The following is a 25,219-nucleotide window of genomic DNA, read 5'->3' as shown; positions in this document are numbered from 1 at the left end:
TAAATTTCACAGCTTAATTGACCATTAACCAGCTGGCCGCCAGCGCCAGTAAACCACCAGATGTACCATCAATCCACTTCTGTTTACGTTCATCCAGCTGGGTTTTCTGGGTGATTTTGGCAAAGATCAGACTTAACGCGCAGTACACAATAAAAATTAGCCCAATAAAAATGCAGGACAATAACAAGCCTTGAGTAACGGTATTTCCAGTTTTATCAATAAACTGCGGCAAAATCGCAAAGTAAATCAGCATGCCTTTTGGATTCAACAGTGCCGTAAAAAATCCTTTGCGCACCGGATGACTGCTGCTGCGACTTTCAATCGCCAGCTTTTTCTTGCTCAATACCGACTTGAATAAACCCACCGCCAAATACAGCAAATATGCAATCCCTAACCAGCGAATCGCTTCAAATAATAGCGGAAAGGACACAATAATCGCGGCAATTCCCAACGCCACCAGAATCGAATGCACCAGATAACCACTACACACGCCGACTGTGGCCATCATGCCTGCTTTTGCATCTTTACCCATCACTTTCGACAAAATGAATAACATATCCGGCCCCGGCGTAAAAATCAGCGGCAACACAGTCAATGCAAAAAGTACCCATACAGACATTTCCTTTTTCCCGTCGTACTTGAGAAAGTGAAAATTAGTATCTGCGAAACGCTATAAAATAGGATTTCAAATATTCTATAATTTAAATAATTTTTCAAATTATCCTCTAATTTATGAAGCAATATCCAAAGTCTGTTCGAATAAAGCTGGATCGCATCGATAAAAATATCATTCGAGCTTTACAGAACAATGGCCGCATTCAGAATAACGATTTGGCCCGTGAAATTGGCCTGTCGCCGTCCTCCTGCTTAAGACGGGTGAAAATTTTAGAAGAAGCCGGAGTAATCCAGAATTACACTACGGTGGTGGACCCGCATAAGATTGGGTTTCAACTGATTTTATTTTCCCGGATCTGGCTGGTCGGGCAGGATGCCGAAACTATTGATACCTTCATTGAGGCGATGAAAGAATTACCGCAGGTGATGGAGTGCTATATTATTTTGGGGGAATGCGATGCGATGCTGAAAGTGGTGGTGCCCGATTTAGAAAGTTATCGTAAATTTCAGTCCACCCATTTAACCAAAAAAAATGGCATCACCAGTGTCAAAACCGATTTGCCAAGTCAAATTATTAAACAGAGTTTTCAGCTGCCGCTGGAAGATTTATAAGCCTAGCCGGCGATTTTGAAGATTGTTAAGTTGCAGCACGCAAGATAACCTTCTCTTGCTATGCTGCACGCAGTACTTATATTTAAGCCTGCTGACCATCCAAAAAGTCGCGGTGCACGTGGCTTAAATCAATCAGGTCATATTCAGCCAGATTAAACACTTTCCAGACCTGCATAAAATCTTCAGTTGCATCGACGGTTTGGGTCAATTGCTGGCTTTCCTGCCACTGACGATCGGAAATCCATAAATAGCCTTGACCTGTTTCCGTATGAACTGCCTGCACCTTACCTTGTGCGTTAATGCCTTGAATCACGGCCTGTTCAGGTAAAATGGCCTGCATGGCTGGCAGGTTAATTTCCACAAAGTGTTTCACCTGTCTTAAACCATAACCGGCAAAAATTTCTTTTTGCGCCGGACTCAGCTGTTCATATTTTTGTTGAATATCCGAAATCATATCTATGCCTTTACATTTTTCCCAAATCATCAATCAGGTTGGGTCCTCGGAATTTTTGTGCTCGTTCTGAATATTACTCGAGTCAAAAATTAACCCTCTTTATACGCCATCTCCACCTTTATTTTTATTCTACAATGGTGGCACATGCTCATGCCTGACACCTCTATTCTAGTCTTTCACCCGTGAATTGAAAGTCCTTTTCACTTGCCTCAATTCAGCCCTGCTCTTTGCGCTGCGCCCTTGGATGAGCCTGATCATAAACCTGCGCCAAATGATCAAAATCGACATGAGTATAAATTTGCGTGGTGGTCAAATTACTGTGCCCCAACATCTCCTGCACCGCACGCAAATCACGGCTATTAGATAACATGTGGCTGGCAAAACAATGTCGCAATAAGTGCGGATGCAAATCGACATTGACACCAGCACGCTGGGCCTGCAACTTGACCCGGTTTTCAATTTGCCGCGCACCGAGTGGCTGACCTTTTTCCGTAATAAACAGCTGCGCATCCGGGACAAAATCACCCTGCCACAGCGGATAAATCTGTAGCCAGCGCATCACACTGTCTTTGGCTTTAGAACCAAACGGTACCACCCGGGTTTTATTGCCCTTACCGGTAATCCTCAATAACTGCCGGTTAAAATCCAGATCTTTAATTCTTAAGCCCTGTACTTCCGCCAGGCGCAATCCACTGGAATACAGCAGCTCTAAAATCGCTTTATCACGGACCCAGAGCTGTTTTTGCCGCTCTGACTCCGGCTCTGGCTGATCTAAAATCTGCTGTACCGTTTCAATATCGACCATGCCCGGCAAAGGACGTGGCTGACGTTTTAACTGAAAATCATCAGCCGGATTAAACGCCAAATAACTCCCCTGTTCAGCCCATTTCATAAACTGGCGAATAGAAGACAACATGCGCTGCAAACTGCTGGAACTCAGCTGCTGCGCTTCGACCTTATACGCCAGAAACTCACGTAAGTCAGCGGTTTCCACATCGGCCAGCGGCATGTTTTTCTGCTGACAAAAATGAAGGAAATCACCAACATCACGTGCATAAGCATGCAAAGTATGTGCCGACTGATGCTGGATTTCGCGTTGTTTCAGCCACATCTCCAGTAACTGTTCAGCACTTAACTTCATCACACCATCCTATGTTCTGGTAAAAAATTGTCTTTTAAAAAGTAGCTTTGCAAAAATAGTCGTGTAAAAAACGGTTGATCTCCCCGGCGACACGTTCAGCCTGCGAGGATGCAAACCAGTGATCAGCATCGGGCATAATCACCAATCGGGCATTCGGCAACTGCCGGGCCAGAAACTCACCAACGGCAACCGGACTCAATTCATCCTGATCGGCCCAAAGCAATAACACCGGCAGATCAATACTGGCCAATTGTTCCGGATGATAATAGGTCTGATCTTCCACAAACCACTGCGGCAGCTTGGCCCATTGCAGGGGCTCAATCTCACGCCAGTCTTTGGCCTGAAACGGAGTTAAATCCAGCCCGCCCGAAGTAGCCATTAACACCAAGGCCCGAAGTCTATTCGGCTGCTGCAATGCAGCGGCTATGGCCAACACTCCGCCCATTGACTGGGCAATCAGAATGCTGTCCTCTTCAATCTGACTGATCACCCGCGTTTTCAGATCGGCCAGACTCTGAATGCTGGCATCGGCTTCTACCCCATCAAAACCGGGATAAGCAATCACGGTTTTCCGGGCCGATGCTGGCAACCGGGCCATTAACGGCTGCCAGAATTGCTGACTACCTGAGGCACCCGGCAGAAAAACAAGTTTATGCATCATCATGGCTCTGCAGGCAAAACTCAAATCATCCTAACATAAAAAAGCACCGTGAATAGAACGGTGCTTTTGTATAGGAGATAGTCAGATTAGCCCTGGAAATAACGTAAATCCAGACGGCCTTCATAGACATTGGCAGTTGGACCGGTCATCCAGACCACATCGCCTTCTTTCCATTCGATCTGTAACTTGCCACCCGCCAGCTCAATTTCAACTTTGCTGGCCAGTAAGCCACGGCGCATCCCGGAAACCGCTGCCGCACACGCGCCCGTACCGCAGGCCAACGTTTCACCGACACCACGCTCAAACACACGTAAACGGGCATGCTGCTCATCCAGAATTTGCATAAAGCCGGCATTCACGCGCTGCGGGAAACGCTCATGCGATTCAATTTGTGGACCTAAACGTGCGACATCAGCCGTCAGAATATCCTGCACAATGGTCACAGCATGTGGATTACCCATATTGACCACATCAATGCTCAGCTTCTCTTCATTGGCCAGCATCAGGTCATATAAGTTATCCGGTTCATCGGCAATAAACGGAATTTCTTGCGGCAGGAATTTCGGCTGCCCCATATTTACCCGCACCCAGCCATTTTGACCCAGTTCCGGCTCGACAATCCCGGCTTTGGTTTGCACCTTGATTTTGGTTTTGCTGGTCAGCTGGCGCTCATGCACAAAACGCGCAAAACAGCGTACGCCATTACCACACTGCTCGACTTCTGAGCCATCGGCATTAAAAATACGGTATTTAAAATCGGCATTCGGAACATCAGGTGGCTCAACCACCAGCAACTGGTCAAACCCGACACCAAAGTGACGGTCGGCCAGACGCTGAATGATCAGACTATCGAAATAGGCGCGCTGGCTGATTAAATCAACCACCATAAAGTCATTGCCCAGACCATGCATCTTGGTAAATTCTAAAAACATCCTGATTTACTCCTTAAGGCAATAAACGCTCACGTTCCCAGAGTGATTCAATGGTTTCACGTTCACGAATCAGATGTGCCTGATCACCATCGACCATCACTTCTGCAGCACGGCCACGGCTGTTGTAGTTGGAGCTCATCACAAAACCATAAGCGCCGGCACCCAGCACTGCCAGTACATCGTTTTCCTGAATGGCAAGATCACGCTCTTTACCAAGGAAATCACCTGTTTCACAGATGGCACCGACTACATCCCACTGTTGGGTTTCGACATCGGTACGTGGCGTCACCGGCTGAATGTCCATCCACGCTTCATATAAAGCAGGACGAATCAGGTCATTCATTGCCGCATCAATAATTGCGAAATTACGGTGATTGGTCGGTTTGAGTAAATCGACTTTGGTCAGCAGCACACCGGCATTGGCGGAAATACTACGGCCCGGTTCCATATACACTTTCAGGCCCAGTTTTTCTAAAGCCGGGCGCAGTGCATTGGCATATTCTTCAACCGATGGCGGAGTTTCATCTTTATAGGTCACGCCCAAGCCACCACCAATATCAATGTGTTTGAGTGTGATGCCCATCTGTTTCAGCTGCTCGATCATCAGCATGACCCGATCCAGCGCATCAACAAAAGGCTGGGTTTCGGTCAGCTGTGAACCGATATGGCAGTCAATCCCGACAATGTCCAGATTAGGTAACGATGCTGCATATTGATAGGTATCAAATACACTATCTGATGGAATACCGAATTTGTTTTCTTTTAAACCGGTTGAAATATAAGGATGGGTTTTGGCATCGACATCCGGATTCACACGTAAAGAAATTGGCGCTTTAACCTTCAGTTCAGCCGCCACTTTCTGAATCCGATCCAGCTCTGCATAGGATTCAACGTTAAAGCAGGCAATGCCCACTTCCAGTGCTTTTTTAATGTCAGCTTCGGTTTTGCCTAAACCTGAGAATACAATTTTCGAAGCATCGCCACCGGCTTTCAACACGCGCGCCAGCTCGCCGCCGGTCACGATATCAAAACCCGCACCGAGCTTGGCCAATACATTCAGCACCGCAATATTGGAGTTTGACTTGACCGCAAAACAGATTTGATGGTCGATAAAGCCAAAAGCACGATCCATATCTAAATAATGCTTTTCAAAAGTTGCTTTTGAATAAACATAAAGTGGTGTGCCAAATTGCTGCGCCAGCTGTTGTAAAGAACATTGTTCGGCGTGCAAAACCCCATTGATGCGGGTGAAACTCATGAATGTATCCTTTCTATGAACGTTAAGGTGTCGTCGTGGAATTCGAAGCTACAGGTGCAGCAAACTGTTGCTGTACCGGTGCAGGTGTCGGCTCTTCAGGATGTTGCTCTGAATCGACATTGGGATATAACAGATATTTGGCACGTTTGTCGTAATTTGGATCACTCGGCAACTGTAAAGCTCCCGATTGACCACAACCGACCAGTACAAAACTGGCTGTCAATAAACTGATGCAGCAAATGACAGAACGCATCTGACCACCTATTTAAAATTTTCAATGAAGTATAACGCGATCACTGCTGTGACCAAAGTGTTAAACGCTAGAGATTAGCTTGTACCATAAAAAAACGCCAGTTGGACACTGACGTTTTTTGTTGTGCAATGGCTTATTTCTGTTTTGGCTTATAGAAACCGAAATAGCCAATCAGCAGAATCACAAACCAGATCGGACTGATCATTAAGGCTTGCAAGGTATCTGGCTCCAGGGACAGCACATAGATCATGCTAATAAAGAAGATAATCACCATCCAGCAGGTAAACAGGCCACCCGGCAATTTAAAAGTCGACTGGGCATGCAGTTCCGGACGGGTTTTGTAATAGACAATATAGCTCCAGATAATAATCAGCCAGACGCAAATAAATAGAATGGTTGAAAGCGTGGTCGCCAACGTAAAGGCTTTCACGGTATCGGGTACGAAATATTGCAAGGCCGCACCCAACAGCAGACACACCGCCGAGAAATACAGCGCATTGGCTGGTACGGCACGTTTATTTAAACGGCCAAAAGCTTTAGGGCCCTGCTGCTCACGTGACAGACCAAACAGCATCCGGCTGGTTGAGAATACACCACTGTTCATCGACGACATCACCGAAGACAGCACCACCAGATTCATGATAATCGCCGCGGCCGCAATACCCGCCTGACTGAACAGGTTTACAAACGGTGAGATATTTGGATCAATCTGGTTCCATGGCGTTACCGACATCACAATTAATAAGGCCAATACATAGAAAATGATGATACGTACCGGAATCGAGTTCACTGCTTTCGGCAGGTTTTTCTCTGGATCTTTGGTTTCAGCCGCTGTGGTACCGACCAGTTCTACCCCAACAAAGGCAAAAATCGCAATCTGGAAACCGGCCAAGAAGCCCATAGTACCTGTCGGGAACAGGCCGCCATGACTCCAGATATGTGTAAAGGATGCGACTGTGCCGGCATCTGAGGTAAAACCGGTAAAAATCATCCATAAACCGACTGCAATCAGCACAATAATGGCAATAATTTTAATCAGCGCAAACCAGAACTCCATTTCACCAAACAGCTTCACGGTCACCAGGTTTAAGCCCATAATGAAGACAATAGCTGCAATACTGATCATCACCCCTTCTTCAGGCGTAAACGGCATCCCGCCATTAAAGAATTGCAGGTAATAAATAATCGCCGACAGGTCTGCAATGCCGATGGTGATCCAGCACAGCCAGTAGGTCCAGCCGACGAAATAGCCGGCCCACGGGCCAATCAGGTCGGTGCTGAAATCAATAAAGGATTTATATTGCAGATTGGACAGCAACAGTTCGCCCAGCGCCCGCATCACGCAGAACACCATAAAACCAATAATCATATAAATAATCAGGATCGATGGCCCGGCCAGGCTGATGGTTTTGCCTGAGCCCATGAACAATCCTGTTCCAATGGCGCCACCAATGGCAATCAGCTGTAAATGCCGGTTAGATAAGCTTCGCTGCAGATCGCCTTTTTCTTGTGACGAATTTGTATTTTGATACGACATTATTGAATTCAACTTCAGTGTTAACCACGACAAACTAACGTAAAAGAAATCAGAAAACAAAAAGAAATGCCGCTTCATCTATATTTTCTGCGGAATAATTAAATTTAATTTATTTTTCTTATAACAAAAAGTTATCAATTTATCCAAAGGGAGGATTGACAAGGTTTATATCAATTTTCTTGTCAAAACATAAATTCTGTGTAACAAATAAAAATGCAGCACGCAACTATATCTCTTGCTCAGGATGAGCATGGCATATCAATTGCTTATATAGAAAACAAAATATCTATTTTGAGACATAAGAAGAAACAATGATGCAAGATTTACAAACACTCATGGAAACCCTTAGTGGCTGGGTCTGGGGCCCATATATGCTGGTGCTGATTGTCGGTACCGGGATATTCCTGACCTTCCGCCTGCTGTTCTGGCAATTCCGGATGCTGCCGTTGGCCTTTAAACAGGTTTTTGGCAAACACCCGGACAAACATTCCGGCGATATTTCCCAATTCGCCTCCCTCATGACCGCACTTTCTGCCACCATTGGTACCGGTAATATTGCCGGTGTGGCCACAGCCTGCGTACTCGGTGGTCCGGGCGCCGTATTCTGGATGTGGATGACCGCCCTGTTCGGGATGGCGACCAAATATGGCGAAGGTGTTTTGGCGGTCAAATACCGGGTAAAAAACGAGAAAGGTGAAATGTCCGGTGGTCCAATGTATTACATTGAACGTGGCCTGAAATGGAAATGGCTGGCGCTGATTTTCGCCTTTTTCGGTGCAGTGGCCTCCTTCGGGATTGGTAGCTCGGTGCAATCCAACACGGTAGCACTGGCCGTTGAAAATGGCTTTGGCCTGGAAACCTGGATTACCGGCATCATCATTACCGTATTTTCAGCCCTGGTAATTCTGGGCGGGATTAAATCCATCGCCAAAGCCTCTTCGGTTATTGTGCCGATTATGGCGGTTGGTTATATGGCCGGTGGTTTGGTCATCATCCTGAATAACCTTGAACTGGTGGTGCCAGCACTCAAAATGATTGTCACCTATGCCTTTACCGGTGAAGCTGCCGCAGGTGGTGCGATTGGTGCCGCGATCCGTTATGGTGTTGCGCGCGGGGTCTTCTCCAATGAAGCCGGTATGGGTTCTGCGCCAATTGCTGCCGCTGCGGCCAAAACCGACCATCCGGCACGTCAGGGTCTGGTTTCAATGACTGGTACCTTTATTGACACCATTATTGTCTGTTCAATTACCGGTATTGTGCTGGTCATGGGCTTTATTATGGCCGGCCAGTCTTTTGGTGATCAGAACGGTGCAGTACTGACCATTAGCGTATTCGACAAACTGCTGCCGGGAATCGGGGGCTGGGTGGTGACTTTCGGGGTGATCTTCTTTGCCTATTCGACTATTTTAGGCTGGAGCTATTACGGTGAAAAATGTGCGACCTATCTGCTTGGTGAGAAATTTGTACTGCCGTATCGCCTGATTTACATTGCGTCGGTGTTTATTGGCTGTGTCGCAACCCTAGATCTGGTCTGGCTGTTTGCCGATACCTTTAACGGTTTAATGGCGGTACCGAACTTGATTGCCTTATTGCTGCTGTCGGGTGTGATTGCCAAAGAATCGAAAGATTTTATTGCACGACGCAAATCCGGCGAACTTTACTAAACCGTTTAGACAAAACCACAAGATTAACCACCTGCGGGTGGTTTTTCTTTGCCGCTGTATCAACAATTTGAAAATCGGCATTTCCTCTGTATGCTGTGGGGCAAGATTTAAAAAACACATTCCAGACGTTTATTTATGGCAAAAGCAAAAAGTGTCTATCGCTGTGAACAATGCGGCGCAGATCATCCCAAATGGGCCGGTCAATGTTCAGACTGTGGTGAATGGAACTGTTTAACCGAAGTCAGCATTGCCCCTGCGGTGACCCATCGAGCCCAGCCACGCATGGGCGGTGGCTATGCCGGTCAGGCTTCAACTGTAACTACTTTAAACCAGATTTCGGTCTCTACCGAAACCCGCCTTGCCACCGGTATTGGCGAATTTGACCGGGTACTTGGTGGTGGTCTGGTCACCGGTTCAGTGGTGCTGATTGGCGGTGATCCCGGAATTGGTAAATCGACCATTTTGCTGCAAACCGCGACCCATATGGCCGCCAGCAACAGCGCTGCCTTATATGTCACCGGTGAAGAATCCTTATCACAGGTGGCCTTACGCGCGCAGCGTCTGGATTTACCGACCGATCAGCTCAAAGTGATGGCTGAAACCTGTGTGGAACGGATTTGTGAGGTACTGGCCCAGCAACGTCCTGCGGTGGCGATTCTGGACTCCATCCAGACCTTATATACTGAAACCTTGCAGTCTGCACCGGGCGGCGTATCGCAAATCCGTGAATCGGCGGCGCTCCTGACCCGTTTTGCCAAAAATAGTGGCACAGCCTTGTTTATTGTCGGTCATGTGACCAAAGAAGGTGCATTGGCCGGGCCACGTGTGCTGGAACATATGGTGGACTGTGTGCTGTATTTTGAAGGTCAGTCCGATTCCCGCTACCGGATGATTCGTGCGGTCAAAAACCGTTTTGGCGCGGTCAATGAACTGGGCGTGTTTGGCATGACCGATAAAGGCTTGCGTGAAGTGGCCAATCCGTCAGCGATTTTCCTGAGCCGTTATGATGAAGCCATTCCCGGCTCAATTGTGATGATTAGCCGCGAAGGCACCCGTCCGCTGTTGGTGGAAGTACAGGCACTGGTCGATGATGCACATGGTCAGCCGCGCCGGGTCGCACTTGGCTTAGAACAAAACCGGCTGAATATGCTACTGGCGGTGATGCATCGCCATGGCGGCGTGCAGACGTCCGGTCAGGATGTCTATGTCAATATTGTCGGCGGGCTGAAAATTACCGAAACCGGCTCCGATCTGGCAGTGCTGCTGGCCTGTGCTTCGAGTATTCGCGGCAAAGCCCTGCCCCAGCAACTGGCGGTGTTTGGTGAAGTCGGTTTATCCGGTGAAATCCGTCCGGTGCCGAATGGTCAGGAACGTCTAAAAGAAGCGATTAAACATGGCTTTAAATATATTATTTTGCCACGTGCCAATGCACCGCAAAAAGCGATTCCAGGGGTGCAGGTGATTGCGGTGGCCCGTTTGCATGAAGCCCTGAGCGAGGCCATGAGTTTAAGTGAAGAACTGCACTAGAGCCTTTGCCCTATTTTTTGAGCTTTTCATGTGAAAAAAGCTGAATTCTGTATTGAAATTCGGGACAAATGCCTGCATAAATACAAGGCGATAAATTTCTTTTTTTAAATAGGAAAAATTGATGGAAGTTCGACAGCGTGGTTTGATGGCTGGTATTTTAACAGCTGCCCTCTTGGTTGCCCCTTTAGCAGCCGAAGCAAAACGTGCCGGTGGTGGTAAAAGCCATGGCATGAGCCGTTCAGCAACACCAACTCAATCTTACCAACAGCCTCGTCAAGCTACTCCTGCACAACAGCCCGCTCCAGCTACTGCGCCTGCGCAGCAAAAATCTGGTCCGGGTGTCGGTGGTATGGTCGCTGCGGGTGTTGCAGGTGCTGCGATTGGTGCAGTGGCTGCCAATGCCTTAGCAGATGATCAGCCAGCCAGCCAGGCACAGGCTCAACAGGAGGAAGAAGGTGGAATCCCAGGCTGGATCTGGATTCTCCTCGCTGCAGCAGTCGCCTTCTTCATTTTCCGCAAGATGGGCGCAAAAAAAAAATTAGCAGCCAATAACCCGTATGCGCCAAATAACGGTGCCAATAACGCACCGTTTGGTCAATCTGCTGCTGCACCACGTGCCGGTGGCGATAACACCAATATCTTTGGCCAGAACGTCGGTGGTTCCGCCCCAACCAACAATGCGCCATTTGGTGCAGCACCAGTGAATAACGCTGCCTTTGGTACCGCGTACACCAACAGTGGTAACCAGTTACCAGATGGTACGGAGCCAGCAGCCTTTCTGCGTGTTGCACGTCAGCGTTTTAACCATATTCAGTCTATGAATACGGCCAGCAATATTGCTGAAATTCAGCGTTATTTAACCCCTGATCTGTACCAGTCGATGTATCAGGACATTATGGCCAATCAGGATCAGGACGTGGCTGAGTTTTCTAATCTGAATGCGATGGTGGTCGATTCTGCTACCGAAAATGGTCAGTATGTGGTGAGTGTGCGCTTTACCGGTACGGTGAGTGAAGATTTAAACAGCTTGCCACAGCCATTCACTGAAATCTGGCATTTTGTTAAGCCAGCAGGCTCTAGCCAGGACTGGTTGGTTGCGGGTATCCAGCAAGAACACTAATTAAACCTAAGATCAAAAACAGCGGCTTCGGCCGCTGTTTTTGTTTTTGCACCGCCTGCGGAATGTTATTCATTTAGTTGCTTTATTTTGTCCCCAACCGATTATCTCGAGGGATGGAAAGACCTAGAGATGTGATACAGCGATCATCTCTATAAGACGGTATGTCTGCTCTGCGCCATTTAGTACGTTCCTACGTATTTTCGCTTGATCTTACAATATCGCTCTTCACTAACAGACTGCTGATAAAATTCACCCATTAAAAAAAGCCCCGACCTGCGGAGCTTTTTCATGTTTAATTTACAGCGCGTACTGCGAGCTTATTCTGGTAATGGAATAAACTGTTTATCACTGTTTTGCACTTTACGCTCACCAACCACCACTTGCAGCTCTAAAGACTGTTCTTCACGTTCAATCAGGATATTCACCGGCTGGTTCGGTTGCTGCAGCGCCACATAATTAATCAGGTGTGATGTTGAGCTAATCTCTTCATCATTCACTTTCAGGATTTTATCGCCACGGCGAATACCGGCTTTGGCCGCAGGACCATTGGCCAAGACATCTGCCACCACCACGCCACTTTGTTTTGGCTCCAGAATATTCTGTTGCTGTACCGGCAATAAGCTAATACCTAACCAGCCACGTACCACGCGACCATCTTTTAAAATCGAGTTCAGTACCTGCTGACAGACCTGTGCCGGAATAGCAAAGCCAATGCCCAAAGAACCGCCCGATTGCGAGAAAATTGCGGTATTAACCCCAATTAAGTTCCCGGCCACATCAATTAGCGCACCGCCGGAATTCCCCGGGTTAATGGCAGCATCAGTCTGAATAAAGTCTTCATAGGTATTAATGCCTAAATCCGAACGACCGGTCGCGGAAATAATCCCCTGAGTGACGGTTTGGCCTACCCCAAACGGGTTACCAATCGCCAGCACCACATCACCGACTTCATTGCCACTGAGTTTAAATGGTAAAACCGGTAACTGATCCAGCTCAATTTTAATTACCGCCAAGTCGGTATCCGGATCGGTGCCGACCACTTTTGCCTCGGCACGACGGCCATCATGCAAGGCCACCACAATCTGATCGGCCTGGGCAATCACATGGTTATTCGTCAAAATGTAACCATCGGCACGTACAATCACCCCGGAACCGAGGCTGTTTTCATTAGGTCCCTGGCGATATTGTTCCGGTAACTGATCACCAAAAAATTCACGGAATGCCGGATCATTAAACAAAGGATGATTAGGCTGCTTGATTTTCTGGGTGGTAAAAATATTGACCACGGCTGGTGCTGCCACTTTTACGGCAGCACTATAAGACACCACCCCGCCAGTACGGGTGGTATCAATCAGCGGTTCTACTTTTTCAGCAGGCATTTTCACCCCATCCGGGGCAACAGGAGCTTTCGGTTTTTGAAACTGTTGCCAGCCCAAAAAGCCAATAATCACAATAATAAGTAACACCCAAGGTAACCATGTAAAGGTCCGGCGCACAGCTCTATCCTCTAAAATTTTTTAATTCATTGATGACTAAGTAATTTATGACCTATTGTAAAGCGAAATACATAAGGAAACATAAAAATCACTAAAGAGTTTTGTGCTGCTTTAGTTACAATTCAAAATATGTTTTGATGACAACAAAATTTAAGGCTTTTGAGAGATTTATGGCTAAGCTGCATGACCTGATCCGCTGGTGTGATCAAACCTTAAAATCAGCCGAGTTTAAAGACTATGCCCCAAACGGCTTGCAAATTGAAGGCAAACCGGAAGTCAAAAAAATTCTGTGTGCGGTAACTGCATCACAAGATGCAATTGAAGCCGCCATTGCCGAGCAAGCCGATGTGCTGCTGGTGCATCATGGCTATTTCTGGAAAGGTGAACCCTACCCGATTACCGGAATGCGCGGTAAACGCATTAAAAGCCTAATCCAGCATGATATTTCACTGGTAGGTTATCATTTACCGCTCGATTCACATCCTGAACTGGGCAATAATGCGGCCATTGCTGATATTTTGGGACTGGAGCAACTGGAAGCACTGGACCCGAGTGAACGTCATCCGATTGGCAATATTGGCTATTTAAAACAGGCCATGTCACCAGAAGCGTTTAAAGCCCTGTTAAGTGAAAAACTGGGGTTTGATACCATTCATTTACCGGCCAATCCAACCGAAATCCGCAAAGTCGGTTTCTGTACCGGCGGCGCGCAGGATTATATTCATAAAGCCGCAGCGCAAGACTGTGATGCCTATATTTCTGGCGAAGTGTCAGAACGTACCTTTTATGAAGCCAAAGAACTGGGCGTCCATTATTATGCCTGTGGCCATCACGCGACTGAACGCTACGGTGTACAGCGTTTGGGACAGGCGCTGGCACGCGAATTTAATCTCGAATATGTCTATTTCGAATTGAATAATCCGATTTAAAACTTGGGAGATGAATTGAGGCTGGCTTATACGTATAAATTAAGGATTTATTGTGTAATGTTATTTATAAGCAATGCGCAATTTTGTTGAATAATCTATTACAATAAGCCGACTTAAACTCAAAACCCAGCATAAGCAAGGAATTGAAAACATGACAACGATTACTTTACCAGCATTACCATATGGTTACGAAGATCTTGCGCCGCACATCAGCAAAGAGACTTTAGAATTTCACCATGACAAGCACCACAACACCTATGTTGTGAACCTGAACAACCTGATCGCAGGTACTGAGCTTGAAGGTAAAACTTTAGAAGAAATCATCAAGGCAAGTGCTGGCGATGCTTCTAAAGCAGGTATTTTCAACAATGCTGCACAAGTATGGAACCACACATTCTACTGGAACTGTATGGCGAAAAACGGTGGTGGTAAACCTACTGGTGCAATTGCAGCGAAAATTGATGAAGCTTTTGGTTCATACGAAAAATTTGCTGAAGAATTTGCAACTGCTGCTGCAACTCAATTCGGTTCAGGTTGGGCATGGTTAGTGGCTGACGACGTAAACGGCAAACTGTCAATCATGAAAACTTCAAATGCAGATACGCCAATGGCGCACGGCAAAATTGCAGTATTAACCATTGACGTTTGGGAACACGCTTACTACATCGACTTCCGTAACGCACGTCCTAAGTACATCTCGACTTTCCTTGAAAGCCTGGTGAACTGGGATTATGCCAACGCGAAACTTGCAGGCCAACCAGCTGGCGTAGAAAAATAATTTTATTTTTCTATGTAAAAAATCACCCTTTAAGGGTGATTTTTTTATTTTTAGGGAATAACTGCATAAATCTAAGGCAAATGATTCATTTGTTTAAATAATCTGGTTGACGACCGGCGCATTCCTCCCTAAAATGCGCATCAGATTCTCCAATAGCTCAGTCGGTAGAGCGACGGACTGTTAATCCGCAGGTCCCTGGTTCGAGCCCAGGTTGGAGAGCCATCTAATCTCCCATAGCTCAGTCGGTAGAGCGACGGACTGTTAATCCGCAGGTCCCTGGTTCGAGCCCAGGTGGGAGAGCCAAGATTCTAAAAACCCACTCCAGTTGAGTGGGTTTTTTTATGGTGTTTAGATTGGGGGATTCAATGAGAATCATCATCCTAAAATAGCCCCTACCTGTACCACGGCACCCTGCCCGTCATAGACCAGTAAAAGCCACACACCAAGCTTTCTGCTTCCAAACGCCTTCATTCGTTTATTTTTAATTCAGTTAAACTGAAAAACTACATTTTTTCAGGCCGCGGACTTGACCACCTGCCCTTTGCCGCCTAGAATGCGTTTCAGATTCTCCCATAGCTCAGTCGGTAGAGCGACGGACTGTTAATCCGCAGGTCCCTGGTTCGAGCCCAGGTGGGAGAGCCAAGATTCTAAAAACCCACTCCAGTTGAGTGGGTTTTTTCTTTATACAAGTATGTGTTGTGTTCAATAGCGCTCAGTCGACTTTCTTCTTTATTGGCTGCCTGGCCACACTGGTGCTGATGCTGCTGGTGGTAGCTTCCTATTTGCGCCCCAAACAGAAATATTTTCCAAAAAAAGTCATTACCCCGTTTGAAGCCAAGATGTTTGCCCGTTTAAAGCAGGCTTTTCCCGAACATCATATTCTGGCTCAAGTTGCTTTTAGTGCGTTAATTACCAATAGTAACTACAAGATCCGTTCCCGCTTTAATCGCAAGGTCACCGATTTTGTTTTGCTGGATCAGCAGATGAATGTGGTGATTATTATTGAACTGGATGATCCCACTCATATTGGCAAAGAAAGTGAAGATGCCGAGCGGGATGCCATGTTGCTTGAGGCGGGCTATCAGGTGATCCGATACACGGAGATTCCGAGTATCAGACAATTGCAGCAGGATATTCTTTAATTAAGGCGCTACAGCTTCAGAAGCTGCTGGTTTCGCATTGGCCTGTTGTTGAGCTTGTTGCTGCGCCTGCTGCTGTTCAGCCGCTTCACGCGCTTTAATCCGCGCAATCATCTCTGCCTGCTGCTGTTTGTATTTTTCCTGATTTTTAGCATCGCTGTTGACAGCCAGAAACGCCATACTGACCAGAAAAACAGGAATCAGCAGACCTAAACTGGCCAACAGAATAATCTTTTTGGTATTGGGTGGCTGATTCGGTCGTTGCTGTTCAGGCGCGGTCATGAGAGAGTCCTCTGTCAGATGCATCAAAATGACGCTCAATATAACAAAATCATTTTCGAGGACAAAGCCTCTGTTGATGTTTGCTTGAACCTGAAGATACAACACAGCCGCCTGTACGGCTACAGACGGCTGCGTTACAGATCACGTCAGACTGCTCATCTACCCGATTAGAGGTTCAGCTGAATCTCGCCAAAAACCTGAGTTAAACAGGCCAGATGATCAAAGCCTTGTTCTGGTGTGTCCTGCATCCGCCAAGCCACATAGCCATCCGGACGTACCAGCACGGCACCGGCATCGGCAATTTCCGATTTTTGCTGCCAGGTGGCATAGACATCGCGATGTTCACGTGAACCAATCTGAATCACATCCAGATAGTCCAGCTTTAACCGGGCCGCTGCCGCTTTCCATGCTGCACCCGATAAACCGGTCAGTAGCGTAAAGCGCCCTTTACCGACAATATCCAGGGTGGAATGTTTATAGCCCTGCGCATCAATCAGCCAGGTATGCGGTAGTTTGGCACCCGGACGTGTGGTGGCTTGCAAATACAGCTGCGGGTCCTGTACAAAGATTTCTTCATCTGTTTCTGCCAGCACGGCATTGGACAGATAACGCTGGTTTAGCTCCACCCCTTGAGCATTAAACTCATAATGTTTAATCGCCAGCGCCTGATACAGCTTTTCCCGAATCTCGGCCGCTTCCGGTGTTTCCGCAAAAATCCGCTGCAACATCTCGGCCTGGGTCTGCACGCCCTGATCAAAACCAAATACTGCTTTTAAGTGCTTATAGTCAAAACGGGACTGGTTGGCACGCGCCACAATCTGCTTGCCCACCGGCGCCCGTTCATCACTATAAGAGTCCAGTAGCGCTGGCTTGGCCCAGCCTTTAAGCACATAAGCCAGCTTCCAGCCCAGGTTAAACGCATCCTGCATACAGGTGTTGGAACCTAAACCACTCGATGGCGGATGACGATGTACCGCATCGCCACCACAGAACACACGCCCCACCGAATACTGGGTGGCCCAGGTCTGATTGACATACCAGTAAGATACTTTTTCAATTTCGACCTGCTGCACCTCTTCACCCACAAAGGTGTTCAGTCGCGCCCGAACCTGGGCTTCGGTGACTTGCGGCTCGCCTTTGCTGATATCAAAGCCCCAGCCCATAATCCATTCATTCCAGGGCTGAATGGCACGTAGCAATCCCATGCCCAAGTCACCAAAACTGGCTTCCGGATTCACAATCCATTGTAAAATGGCCGGACGATGCGCCACGTATTTGGACAGGTCGGCTTTAAAAGTGACGTACACGGTTCCGGCACGCGCCATCACTCCTTCTAAGGGCAGCTTCAACTCTTCGACAATTTTCGAACGCGCCCCATCCATACCAATTAAATATTTGGCTCGCAGGCTAAATTCAGTTTGGGTCACCCGATTCAGGAAGGTCGCGGTTACGCCGTGCTCATCCTGAGTATGTGATAAATATTCGGTATTGAAGTTATAAATCGCACCACGTTCGGCCGCATTCTTGACCAGCAGTGCTTCCATTTTCGGCTGGATCAGATCGACAAAGGGACATGGACTGCCTTTGATGTAATCGCCATGACGTTCATCGCCCGTGCCCCAGCAGCTCATCCGGGCAATTTCTTCCCCGACCAGACTGGTGGTGAGTAAACTTTCGCCCATCTGCTGCCACGGCGTGGCAATGGCTTTGACCTGCTCTTCAATGCCCAAGTCACGCAGAACTTCCATCGCACGCTGATTGGTAATATGCGCACGCGGACTGTTGGCCAGCCAGTTAAACTGGGTAAACAGCTGTACCCTGATGCCATAATTGGCCAAGGCCAGCCCTAAAGTAGAACCCGCCGGCCCCGTACCAATCACCAGCACATCAGTATCATAGTGTGTAGACATTCCGGACTCCTTTCACCGCTGTATCTGTTGCAGAATATTTGTATGCAGTGTAATCCGCTCCATCCAGCCCGCCTATTTCTATGCGTATAAACGATAGTGCTATTGGTTTTAGCTCTAGTCAGCTGCTGGATAAAACACATCGGCTGATGTGAAATGCAGTTCAGACTGTGTTGGGTTACACTAGGGCGATGATCTGCACGGTGGATGAAAGTCATGGAATTACGGCATTTACGCTATTTTGCAGCGGTGGCAGAAGAACAGAGTTTTACCAAAGCAGCCGATAAACTCTTTACCGCCCAGCCCTCTTTAAGCCAGCAGATTAAGGATTTAGAAGAAGAAGTCGGGGTTCGTTTGCTGGATCGCTCCGCGCGGCAGATTCAACTGACCGATGAAGGCCGGGCCTTTTTACCTTATGCCTTGCAAGCGATTGAAAACGCCAAACTTGCAATTGCCGCAGCGCGTCAGGTGGCGCATCAGAAAAACAACCAGATTCATATTGGCTTATTGAACGTGGCCGAGCTGAAAGTGCTGCCGCTGATGCTAGAACGCTTAAAACAGGCCATTCCCAATCTGCAGATTCATATCCAGAGCCTGACCTGTCTGGAGCAGATTCAGCGCCTGAAAAATGCTGAGCTGGATTTAAGCCTGACCCGCTATGCCATTCAGCAGGATGATTTTGTCGATCTTCCCATTTTGTCAGAGAAAATCTATCTGGTGTCAGGGCAAAAATCTACACCGACCAAGTCGCGGATGAGTGCTGAAGCCTTGCTGCAACAGCGGCTGATTATGTGCGAGCAAACCGCTTCTCCGGTGTTTTATGAACAGGTCACCCGGCAGGTGCCGATTGAACAGATGCCGGCCGAGCAGTTACTCTGGGTCACCAATGTATTGCAGCATATTAATCTAATTAATCTGGGGATGGGCTACAGTTTTGTGCCGGAATATCTGCTGCGCTTTCTGAATGAGCATGTGGCGATCATTGAAACCGATTTTGAAGTTCAGCCGCTCCATCTATATGCCAATTACCGTAAAAATAACCATAATCTGGCACTGCAGCTCATTACTCAGGAACTGGCCAAACTCGAAATCTCGGTCACTGAGAGCTGATCAGCCCCGATCTTCCGGACTGATCAGCGAGTTTTAGGAGGATATTATTGCGCAGGCATGTGGGTTTGAATAAAGCGCACCAGCTCGGCATTTCTCTGCACAATGGCCTGGGTATGCGAGGCACCCGGGACCAATTCATATTCAACCGTCGTCCCCATTTCTCTTAAGTTATCTACCAGTGCCGTGGTGACAGCTGCCGGTACAGCAGTATCTGCCTCACCCTGAATCACCATAATCGGTTTATCCAGCTTTTTGGTGGCCGGCTGGTTAATGGCCAGGAAGCGCTTAATGGTTGCATTGTCCTGGAAATTTGCCGTCAGCCCCGGATAATCAGCCACAGCAAGACCACTATTTTCAGTAAAGGCATCTATATCTTCTCTAAAGGACTGCATCAGCTCGTCCAGACATTGGCCATTTTCACCATTGTTGCCTTCGGCTTCTGGCACAATATCCTGCGATTCCGGCTGGAAGATGCTGAGGTAATTAAAGTCCGGTTCATAGGCTTTAATGCCGACCGCGACATAGGCAGCATAGGCCATCAGTTCTGCATAGACATTACGGGCCGTTCCAACCGGATACAGACCAACACTCTCTGCCAGTTCCAGATCACGAATGGCCGCCGGCGCGACTTCCGCAATGATATAACCCAGACTCGAAGCCGGTGCTGCTGCCACTGCACCTTTATAATTGGCATCCTGATTGGCAAATTCCGCAGTACCTAAAGAGGCATGACCACCCTGTGACTGCCCCACCGACATCCAGGCACCATGCATGTGTGCACCCAGATCTTCTTTTAAGGCGCGTACTGAATAAATAGCAGACTGGGCCGCACTTTCTAAATGTAAATACGGATGAATGCCCGGCGTGCCCAGCCCTTCATAATCTGGCGCGACAATCACATAGCCTGCGGCCAGTAAACTTTCCGCCATGGCCTTAAAACGCGGATTTAAACTGTTGCGACTCGGTGCACAATGATCAGCAATGCCCACTGTTCCATGTTCCCAGACCACCACACGCCAGCCATCTACCGGACGAGGTGCGGACGGATAAAATACCATGGCGGTAGCTTCTGTTTTCTGGTCACGTACATTTGGCATTTTATAGGTCATGACCCGGATGATCGCACCTTCAATACCATCTTGGGTATAGGCAGCATCAGATACAAAAGTTTTGTCACGGATAAAGTTAAAGTCATTATCATCGCCACCACATGCTGTAAATAACAGCGCCGAGGAGCAGGTTACCGCCAATAACAGTTTTTTAAATGTCGTTGTCATCTTGAATTCCTCTTTATCTTCTTGTTGTTAAGTACTCAGCCTGAGTTCTTTGAATTAAGCATAAAAAAAGCATCCTGCTCGGATGCTTTGTTGGCTTTTTGCAAGATCAGACCAAATGCATAAACCTAGAGAAGTGCAAGAAAAATTCCGGCAAAAATCATCAGCCCAACCCAACGGTTATGCCGAAAAGCCCAGAAACATTGCTGCGGATTGCGGTCTTTGGTTTTGTGCCATTGATAGATAAAATCCAGTGCCACCACAGCCAGTGCCACCAGACCAAATGGCATGAACAGATTTTCGATCCACAACGCCGCGCCAATCAGGAGCAGACTGATCAGCTGCAAGGCAGAAATAATCTCAATATCATAACGGCCAAATAAAATGGCGGTCGATTTCACCCCAATTTTGAGATCATATTCGCGGTCAGTAATCGCATATTGAGTGTCATAGGCCACAGTCCAGGCCAGGTTGCCAAAGTACAATAACCAGCAGGTTAAATCCGGGGTTGCACCCACCGCGGTATAGGCCATAGGAATAGACCATGAAAATGCGGCGCCCAGAAATACCTGCGGTAAATGAGTATAGCGTTTCATAAACGGGTAGATAAAAGCCAGAAATAACGCCCCAAACGACCAGTAAAAGGTTTCAAGCGGCAAGAACAACAACAGGCAGGCACTGGCAGCAACCAGCACCAGAAACACCATCACCGCTTCTTTGGCGCTAATGATGCCTGTGGCCAAAGGACGGGTTTTGGTGCGCTCAACATGGGCATCGACTTTACGGTCGGCAAAGTCATTAATGGCACAGCCTGCCGCACGCATAAAGATCACACCCAGAATCATTGGAATCAGCACACCTATGGTCGGTGTTCCCTGAGCAGCAATCCATAAGGCCCACATGGTTGGCCAGAACACCAGTTCGGTGCCAATCGGCTTATCAAAACGGCATAAATAGTAATAGGCTTCCAAGCGCTCACGCCAGGTAATTGAATGTGCAGTTGCCATGACTGTCCTTAACCACGTTGCTGTTGAAAAGAAGAATGTAGAAATTGCTCAAAGCTGGGCAAGAAACTTTCTTGCACAATAAATTTACAGCCATGCCAAGTATAGCAGCTCTGTCTGGTCCAGCCTTCGGGCAATAAAATCACCCGGCGCTCACAGGCCGGATTGGTACGTTGAAACAAAAACCGGCCAATCGGCTTTTTACCAATATGCTTGAACAGGCGTGCTTTTTTTTGCAGGCTTAAAATCGGAAAAATACTTTTGGCTTGAACCCAGGGCTGCTCTTCACAGCCATATAAATAGCTTTCCCGCACCCAGGAGGTATGCTGATGCGGCATGCCCAGCCATTTGGCATCTTCAAAGCTCAGGCGCTGGAAACTTTCGCGCAGTGGCTGTACCTGAAACTGGCCACCGGCCAGATCGGTTAATTGTTGTGTCAGAGAGCCCGGTGCATACAGCCATGTCTTCAATCCTGCAGGAATGGTCTGATCCTGAAATTGACAGGTCTGTTGGCCGCGCATCACTTATTCCCCTTTTATCGCTTGGCCTAGTGTAACTGAAATCTGTTACTAAACCATGGGCTTTTCAGCCAAAAAGCGCAAATGTCATATTCACTATCAATCTACCTCACCTAAATGAATATGAAGGCCATAAAAAAATCCGCGACAAGCGCGGATTTTCTGAGCATGAATCTGAGGTCAAATTACAGGCTGTAGTACATGTCTAATTCAACTGGGTGAGTAGTCGTGTTCAGACGACGAACTTCTTCAGTTTTCAGCTCGATATAAGCATCGAGCATTTCTTTTGTAAACACGCCACCTTTTAACAGGTAGTCATGGTCAGCGGCCAGTGCTTCCAGCGCCATTTCAAGGCTGTGAGCAACGGTTGGAATTTTTGCTTCTTCTTCCGGTGGAAGATCGTACAGGTTCTTGTCCGCAGCTTCACCTGGGTGAATCTTGTTCTGGATACCGTCAATACCCGCCATTAACAGTGCCGCGAAACCTAAGTACGGGTTCATCATTGGATCTGGGAAACGTGCTTCAATACGTTTGCCTTTCGGGCTAGACACGTAAGGAATACGGATAGAAGCAGAACGGTTACGCGCTGAGTAAGCCAGCATAATCGGTGCTTCGAAGTGCGGAACCAGACGCTTGTACGAGTTAGTCGAAGGGTTAGTAATCGCATTCAATGAACGGGCATGCTTGATGATACCGCCAATGAAGTACAGTGCCATTTCAGACAGACCAGCGTATTCATCACCCGCGAACAGGTTTTTGCCGTCTTTAGAGATCGACATATGCACGTGCATACCTGAACCGTTATCGCCTACCATTGGTTTAGGCATAAACGTCGCAGTTTTCGCGTATTGGTGCGCTACGTTCCACACCGCATATTTGAACTGTTGCACTTCGTCAGCTTTACGCACCATGGTGTTGAAGCTCACACCAATCTCTAACTGGCAAGATGCAACTTCGTGGTGATGTACTTCTACACGACCTGGGCCCATGATCTCTTCGATTTTTGCACACATATCTGCACGCATATCGTGGTGAGAATCAACTGGAGGAACCGGGAAGTAACCGCCTTTAACGCGTGGACGGTGGCCAGAGTTACCAGACTCGTAGTCTTTACCTGTAGACCAAGCCGCTTCTTCAGCAATTAAAGTGTGGCGTGCGCCAGACATATCGATGTCCCATTTCACTTCGTCAAATACGAAGAATTCTGGTTCTGGGCCAAAGAATGCAGTATCACCAATACCGGTAGACTTTAAGTAATCTTCTGCACGGCGAGCAATCGAGCGTGGGTCACGTTCATAACCCTGACCTGTAGATGGTTCGATGACATCACAAGTCACGACAACTGTTGGTTCCGCAAAGAATGGGTCGATGAAACCAGTTTCAGCGTCTGGACGTAAAATCATGTCAGATGCTTCAATGCCTTTCCAACCAGCAATTGAAGAACCATCAAACATTTTACCGTCTTCGAAGGTATCTTCATCGATACTGTCTGCAGGGTAAGTTACGTGCTGCTCTTTACCCTTAGTATCAGTAAAGCGGAAATCGACCCATTTTGCACCACTTTCTTGTATGAGTTGAAGGACCTTGTTCGCCATGCTCATTTTGCTCCAATGATATTTTGTTGCACACCCAAGTGCGTGTTAGTAGTTGGCAGTTATTAAGCAATTACCGTACCAACTTTTAAAAGCAAAGTTAAAATATTGAATTTCTTATGAGAAATTAAGATTTAGGGATTTTGCTTTGTGCCTATTATACTAGGGCTATACTGAAATGCACCATATTCAAGCACTCTTTGCGATTTTTCCTGCAAAAGATTTCTCGTGTGTATCAAAATAGTGCAAATAATCAGGTTTCATTTTAACACAGCTTAATAATACTGCTGTTTATTTCGCCAATTTCGCGCTTCATGCAATTTTTCTAATGAATTTCAGACTGGATTAATTGAGTGATTTATAGATAAAAACTCTTTTTTCCAGTAAAAATCAGATTTTCATTTATTTCTGCTTATTTTTTCTTCAAGTGCTTTTCTGTGCGCTTTTCGCAAGTCGTGCTCAGCTAAATTTTTATGCCCATTTTAAAATGCGCCATTTTGGTGAATCTGCGTCATTATGCATCATTTTAGGGGTTTGGCAGCAAGAGGGGTCAACATCACAGCGGACACGTAAAAGCCACAAGCTGAATGCAGCTCAGCCATAAACTTAAAAGATTTCATCTGTATAAAAGCTATTCTGCTTGAAAATGTTCAGCCGCACATGTTTATTTTTTGCTATGATGATTTGCACTGCGTTTTCCCCGCATTTTTTCGCTCGAAAAATAGCCGTGTTGTGACCTCCCTCCACTTTGGAAAACCAGGCATTTCAGGGAATTCTTCAAGCACAGTCAGGTGCATAAATTTTGACAGGTTAAGCTCATGCTTTTGATGATCGATAATTACGACAGCTTTACTTACAACATCGTCCAGTATTTTGGCGAGTTAAATCAAGAAGTTAAAGTCGTTCGCAATGACAGCGTCACATTAGAAGATATTGAGCGATGGCAACCGAAGTATTTGGTGATTGGTCCCGGTCCGTGCTCGCCATCTGAAGCCGGCATTTCCATTCCAGCGATTCAGCATTTTGCCGGCAAAATCCCGTTATTGGGCGTATGTCTGGGCCATCAGAGTATTGGTCAGGCCTTTGGCGGCAACATTGTACGGGCCAAAAAAGTGATGCACGGCCGTTTATCGGATATGTATCACAGCGATCAGGGAATTTTCAGCAATTTGCCCTGCCCGTTTTCTGCGACCCGTTACCACTCGCTGGTGATTGATCAGGCGACTTTACCGGAATGCCTGGAAGTCACCTGCTGGACCAATGAAGCCGATGGTTCCATGGAAGAAATTATGGGCGTGAAACATAAGACATTGCCGGTTGAAGGCGTGCAGTTCCACCCGGAATCCATTTTGAGCCAGCATGGCCACAAAATCTTCCAGAATTTTTTAGAAATTTATGCCTAATTTAAACAAAGTG

The 25,219-nt window shown here is 47.2% G+C and carries 24 protein-coding genes and 3 tRNA genes; 12 read left to right on the top strand and 15 right to left on the bottom strand.

The genetic code is table 11. From position 1 onward, the window contains the following. Positions 1-13 precede the first annotated feature (13 nt). Complete coding sequence (locus FTU67_RS00940; protein WP_180061311.1) at positions 14-619, bottom strand: LysE family translocator; 606 nt, start codon at positions 617-619, stop codon at positions 14-16. A 113-nt stretch (positions 620-732) separates the two neighbouring features. Between FTU67_RS00940 and FTU67_RS00935 the strand changes: the two genes are divergently transcribed. Next, entirely contained in the window at positions 733-1,227 is a 495-nt protein-coding gene (locus tag FTU67_RS00935; protein WP_045795165.1) for an Lrp/AsnC family transcriptional regulator, read from the top strand. 82 nt (positions 1,228-1,309) lie between these two features. Here FTU67_RS00935 and FTU67_RS00930 read toward each other — a convergent pair whose 3' ends face one another. From FTU67_RS00930 to FTU67_RS00900, 7 genes are all read right to left on the bottom strand, one after another. Then, the gene (locus tag FTU67_RS00930; RefSeq protein WP_034597425.1) at positions 1,310-1,681 is read right to left on the bottom strand and encodes a hypothetical protein; all 372 of its coding nucleotides are present in this window, start codon (positions 1,679-1,681) and stop codon (positions 1,310-1,312) included. Positions 1,682-1,895: 214 nt separating this feature from the next. Next, entirely contained in the window at positions 1,896-2,822 is a 927-nt protein-coding gene (locus FTU67_RS00925) for a tyrosine recombinase XerC (RefSeq protein WP_075167151.1), read from the bottom strand. Between the two features lie 34 nt (positions 2,823-2,856). After that, positions 2,857-3,480: an alpha/beta fold hydrolase gene (locus FTU67_RS00920; protein ID WP_164844958.1), complete on the bottom strand. Its 624-nt coding sequence runs from the start codon at positions 3,478-3,480 to the stop codon at positions 2,857-2,859. Positions 3,481-3,569: 89 nt separating this feature from the next. Then, positions 3,570-4,415 (bottom strand): diaminopimelate epimerase, encoded by an 846-nt coding sequence (dapF, locus tag FTU67_RS00915; RefSeq protein ID WP_180006706.1) that lies wholly within the window; start codon positions 4,413-4,415, stop codon positions 3,570-3,572. A 13-nt stretch (positions 4,416-4,428) separates the two neighbouring features. Further along, positions 4,429-5,673, bottom strand: coding sequence for a diaminopimelate decarboxylase (gene lysA / locus FTU67_RS00910; RefSeq protein ID WP_016659989.1), 1,245 nt, complete (start codon positions 5,671-5,673; stop codon positions 4,429-4,431). Between the two features lie 22 nt (positions 5,674-5,695). Continuing rightward, on the bottom strand, positions 5,696-5,926 hold the full coding sequence (locus FTU67_RS00905) for a lipoprotein (RefSeq protein WP_016659988.1): 231 nt from the start codon (positions 5,924-5,926) through the stop codon (positions 5,696-5,698). A 133-nt stretch (positions 5,927-6,059) separates the two neighbouring features. Next, positions 6,060-7,463: an amino acid permease gene (locus FTU67_RS00900; protein WP_075174816.1), complete on the bottom strand. Its 1,404-nt coding sequence runs from the start codon at positions 7,461-7,463 to the stop codon at positions 6,060-6,062. Between the two features lie 314 nt (positions 7,464-7,777). Between FTU67_RS00900 and FTU67_RS00895 the strand changes: the two genes are divergently transcribed. The 3 genes from FTU67_RS00895 (at position 7,778) to FTU67_RS00885 (ending at position 11,774) form a co-directional block, all read left to right on the top strand. Next, a complete protein-coding gene (locus FTU67_RS00895; RefSeq protein WP_034597619.1) occupies positions 7,778-9,127 on the top strand; it encodes a sodium:alanine symporter family protein in 1,350 nt (449 codons plus the stop codon). A 135-nt stretch (positions 9,128-9,262) separates the two neighbouring features. Continuing rightward, entirely contained in the window at positions 9,263-10,654 is a 1,392-nt protein-coding gene (gene radA, locus FTU67_RS00890) for a DNA repair protein RadA (RefSeq protein ID WP_016659986.1), read from the top strand. A 121-nt stretch (positions 10,655-10,775) separates the two neighbouring features. Then, a complete protein-coding gene (locus tag FTU67_RS00885; RefSeq protein WP_005176505.1) occupies positions 10,776-11,774 on the top strand; it encodes a Tim44 domain-containing protein in 999 nt (332 codons plus the stop codon). Positions 11,775-12,091: 317 nt separating this feature from the next. Here the strand turns inward: FTU67_RS00885 and FTU67_RS00880 are convergent, their stop codons facing one another. Continuing rightward, positions 12,092-13,270 carry a trypsin-like peptidase domain-containing protein gene (locus tag FTU67_RS00880; protein WP_005176504.1) on the bottom strand — a complete coding sequence of 393 codons (1,179 nt, stop codon included), beginning with the start codon at positions 13,268-13,270 and terminating at the stop codon, positions 12,092-12,094. A gap of 170 nt (positions 13,271-13,440) precedes the next feature. On the opposite strand from FTU67_RS00880, the gene FTU67_RS00875 reads away from it, so the two are divergent. The 6 genes from FTU67_RS00875 (at position 13,441) to FTU67_RS00850 (ending at position 16,119) form a co-directional block, all read left to right on the top strand. Next, on the top strand, positions 13,441-14,199 hold the full coding sequence (locus FTU67_RS00875) for a Nif3-like dinuclear metal center hexameric protein (RefSeq protein ID WP_005176501.1): 759 nt from the start codon (positions 13,441-13,443) through the stop codon (positions 14,197-14,199). Between the two features lie 151 nt (positions 14,200-14,350). Continuing rightward, positions 14,351-14,977, top strand: coding sequence for a superoxide dismutase (locus FTU67_RS00870; protein ID WP_005176500.1), 627 nt, complete (start codon positions 14,351-14,353; stop codon positions 14,975-14,977). A gap of 146 nt (positions 14,978-15,123) precedes the next feature. Beyond that, a tRNA-Asn gene (locus tag FTU67_RS00865) sits at positions 15,124-15,199 on the top strand. 5 nt (positions 15,200-15,204) lie between these two features. Further along, positions 15,205-15,280: transfer RNA gene (locus FTU67_RS00860), tRNA-Asn, on the top strand. Between the two features lie 263 nt (positions 15,281-15,543). Continuing rightward, positions 15,544-15,619 (top strand) — tRNA-Asn (locus FTU67_RS00855). A gap of 56 nt (positions 15,620-15,675) precedes the next feature. Continuing rightward, positions 15,676-16,119 (top strand): DUF2726 domain-containing protein, encoded by a 444-nt coding sequence (locus FTU67_RS00850; RefSeq protein WP_160243433.1) that lies wholly within the window; start codon positions 15,676-15,678, stop codon positions 16,117-16,119. Here the strand turns inward: FTU67_RS00850 and FTU67_RS00845 are convergent, their stop codons facing one another. Together FTU67_RS00845 and FTU67_RS00840 are read right to left on the bottom strand one after the other, a co-directional pair. Beyond that, on the bottom strand, positions 16,120-16,398 hold the full coding sequence (locus FTU67_RS00845) for a hypothetical protein (RefSeq protein WP_127800411.1): 279 nt from the start codon (positions 16,396-16,398) through the stop codon (positions 16,120-16,122). A gap of 167 nt (positions 16,399-16,565) precedes the next feature. Continuing rightward, positions 16,566-18,308 (bottom strand): FAD-dependent monooxygenase, encoded by a 1,743-nt coding sequence (locus FTU67_RS00840; protein WP_180061310.1) that lies wholly within the window; start codon positions 18,306-18,308, stop codon positions 16,566-16,568. A 213-nt stretch (positions 18,309-18,521) separates the two neighbouring features. Here FTU67_RS00840 and FTU67_RS00835 point away from each other — a divergent pair, with 213 nt between their 5' ends. Continuing rightward, on the top strand, positions 18,522-19,415 hold the full coding sequence (locus tag FTU67_RS00835) for a LysR family transcriptional regulator (RefSeq protein WP_180061309.1): 894 nt from the start codon (positions 18,522-18,524) through the stop codon (positions 19,413-19,415). Between the two features lie 44 nt (positions 19,416-19,459). Here FTU67_RS00835 and FTU67_RS00830 read toward each other — a convergent pair whose 3' ends face one another. The 4 genes from FTU67_RS00830 to glnA form a co-directional block, all read right to left on the bottom strand. After that, a complete protein-coding gene (locus FTU67_RS00830; RefSeq protein ID WP_168383298.1) occupies positions 19,460-20,692 on the bottom strand; it encodes a S9 family peptidase in 1,233 nt (410 codons plus the stop codon). Positions 20,693-20,817: 125 nt separating this feature from the next. After that, entirely contained in the window at positions 20,818-21,696 is an 879-nt protein-coding gene (gene ubiA / locus FTU67_RS00825) for a 4-hydroxybenzoate octaprenyltransferase (protein ID WP_005176488.1), read from the bottom strand. Positions 21,697-21,704: 8 nt separating this feature from the next. After that, positions 21,705-22,214 carry a chorismate lyase gene (locus FTU67_RS00820; protein WP_016659978.1) on the bottom strand — a complete coding sequence of 170 codons (510 nt, stop codon included), beginning with the start codon at positions 22,212-22,214 and terminating at the stop codon, positions 21,705-21,707. Positions 22,215-22,396: 182 nt separating this feature from the next. After that, the gene (glnA, locus tag FTU67_RS00815) at positions 22,397-23,812 is read right to left on the bottom strand and encodes a type I glutamate--ammonia ligase (protein ID WP_171065055.1); all 1,416 of its coding nucleotides are present in this window, start codon (positions 23,810-23,812) and stop codon (positions 22,397-22,399) included. A gap of 809 nt (positions 23,813-24,621) precedes the next feature. Between glnA and FTU67_RS00810 the strand changes: the two genes are divergently transcribed. Continuing rightward, positions 24,622-25,206, top strand: a complete 585-nt coding sequence (locus FTU67_RS00810; protein ID WP_005176479.1) for an aminodeoxychorismate/anthranilate synthase component II — start codon at positions 24,622-24,624, stop codon at positions 25,204-25,206. Positions 25,207-25,219 lie beyond the last annotated feature (13 nt).

It is taken from the genome of Acinetobacter sp. YH12132 (assembly GCF_013418645.1).
Classification (GTDB): domain Bacteria; phylum Pseudomonadota; class Gammaproteobacteria; order Pseudomonadales; family Moraxellaceae; genus Acinetobacter; species Acinetobacter indicus.
This window is presented reverse-complemented; position numbering and strand designations above follow the sequence as displayed.

What these genes read in the sequence shown, in the direction of transcription:
- FTU67_RS00940 (WP_180061311.1), bottom strand. Translation starts at nt 619, where the DNA reads ATGTCTGTATGGGTACTTTTTGCATTGACTGTGTTGCCGCTGATTTTT.
- FTU67_RS00935 (WP_045795165.1), top strand. Translation starts at nt 733, where the DNA reads ATGAAGCAATATCCAAAGTCTGTTCGAATAAAGCTGGATCGCATCGAT.
- FTU67_RS00930 (WP_034597425.1), bottom strand. Translation starts at nt 1,681, where the DNA reads ATGATTTCGGATATTCAACAAAAATATGAACAGCTGAGTCCGGCGCAA.
- FTU67_RS00925 (WP_075167151.1), bottom strand. Translation starts at nt 2,822, where the DNA reads ATGAAGTTAAGTGCTGAACAGTTACTGGAGATGTGGCTGAAACAACGC.
- FTU67_RS00920 (WP_164844958.1), bottom strand. Translation starts at nt 3,480, where the DNA reads ATGCATAAACTTGTTTTTCTGCCGGGTGCCTCAGGTAGTCAGCAATTC.
- dapF (WP_180006706.1), bottom strand. Translation starts at nt 4,415, where the DNA reads ATGTTTTTAGAATTTACCAAGATGCATGGTCTGGGCAATGACTTTATG.
- lysA (WP_016659989.1), bottom strand. Translation starts at nt 5,673, where the DNA reads ATGAGTTTCACCCGCATCAATGGGGTTTTGCACGCCGAACAATGTTCT.
- FTU67_RS00905 (WP_016659988.1), bottom strand. Translation starts at nt 5,926, where the DNA reads ATGCGTTCTGTCATTTGCTGCATCAGTTTATTGACAGCCAGTTTTGTA.
- FTU67_RS00900 (WP_075174816.1), bottom strand. Translation starts at nt 7,463, where the DNA reads ATGTCGTATCAAAATACAAATTCGTCACAAGAAAAAGGCGATCTGCAG.
- FTU67_RS00895 (WP_034597619.1), top strand. Translation starts at nt 7,778, where the DNA reads ATGCAAGATTTACAAACACTCATGGAAACCCTTAGTGGCTGGGTCTGG.
- radA (WP_016659986.1), top strand. Translation starts at nt 9,263, where the DNA reads ATGGCAAAAGCAAAAAGTGTCTATCGCTGTGAACAATGCGGCGCAGAT.
- FTU67_RS00885 (WP_005176505.1), top strand. Translation starts at nt 10,776, where the DNA reads ATGGAAGTTCGACAGCGTGGTTTGATGGCTGGTATTTTAACAGCTGCC.
- FTU67_RS00875 (WP_005176501.1), top strand. Translation starts at nt 13,441, where the DNA reads ATGGCTAAGCTGCATGACCTGATCCGCTGGTGTGATCAAACCTTAAAA.
- FTU67_RS00870 (WP_005176500.1), top strand. Translation starts at nt 14,351, where the DNA reads ATGACAACGATTACTTTACCAGCATTACCATATGGTTACGAAGATCTT.
- FTU67_RS00845 (WP_127800411.1), bottom strand. Translation starts at nt 16,398, where the DNA reads ATGACCGCGCCTGAACAGCAACGACCGAATCAGCCACCCAATACCAAA.
- FTU67_RS00840 (WP_180061310.1), bottom strand. Translation starts at nt 18,308, where the DNA reads ATGTCTACACACTATGATACTGATGTGCTGGTGATTGGTACGGGGCCG.
- FTU67_RS00835 (WP_180061309.1), top strand. Translation starts at nt 18,522, where the DNA reads ATGGAATTACGGCATTTACGCTATTTTGCAGCGGTGGCAGAAGAACAG.
- FTU67_RS00830 (WP_168383298.1), bottom strand. Translation starts at nt 20,692, where the DNA reads ATGACAACGACATTTAAAAAACTGTTATTGGCGGTAACCTGCTCCTCG.
- ubiA (WP_005176488.1), bottom strand. Translation starts at nt 21,696, where the DNA reads ATGGCAACTGCACATTCAATTACCTGGCGTGAGCGCTTGGAAGCCTAT.
- FTU67_RS00820 (WP_016659978.1), bottom strand. Translation starts at nt 22,214, where the DNA reads ATGCGCGGCCAACAGACCTGTCAATTTCAGGATCAGACCATTCCTGCA.
- glnA (WP_171065055.1), bottom strand. Translation starts at nt 23,812, where the DNA reads ATGAGCATGGCGAACAAGGTCCTTCAACTCATACAAGAAAGTGGTGCA.
- FTU67_RS00810 (WP_005176479.1), top strand. Translation starts at nt 24,622, where the DNA reads ATGCTTTTGATGATCGATAATTACGACAGCTTTACTTACAACATCGTC.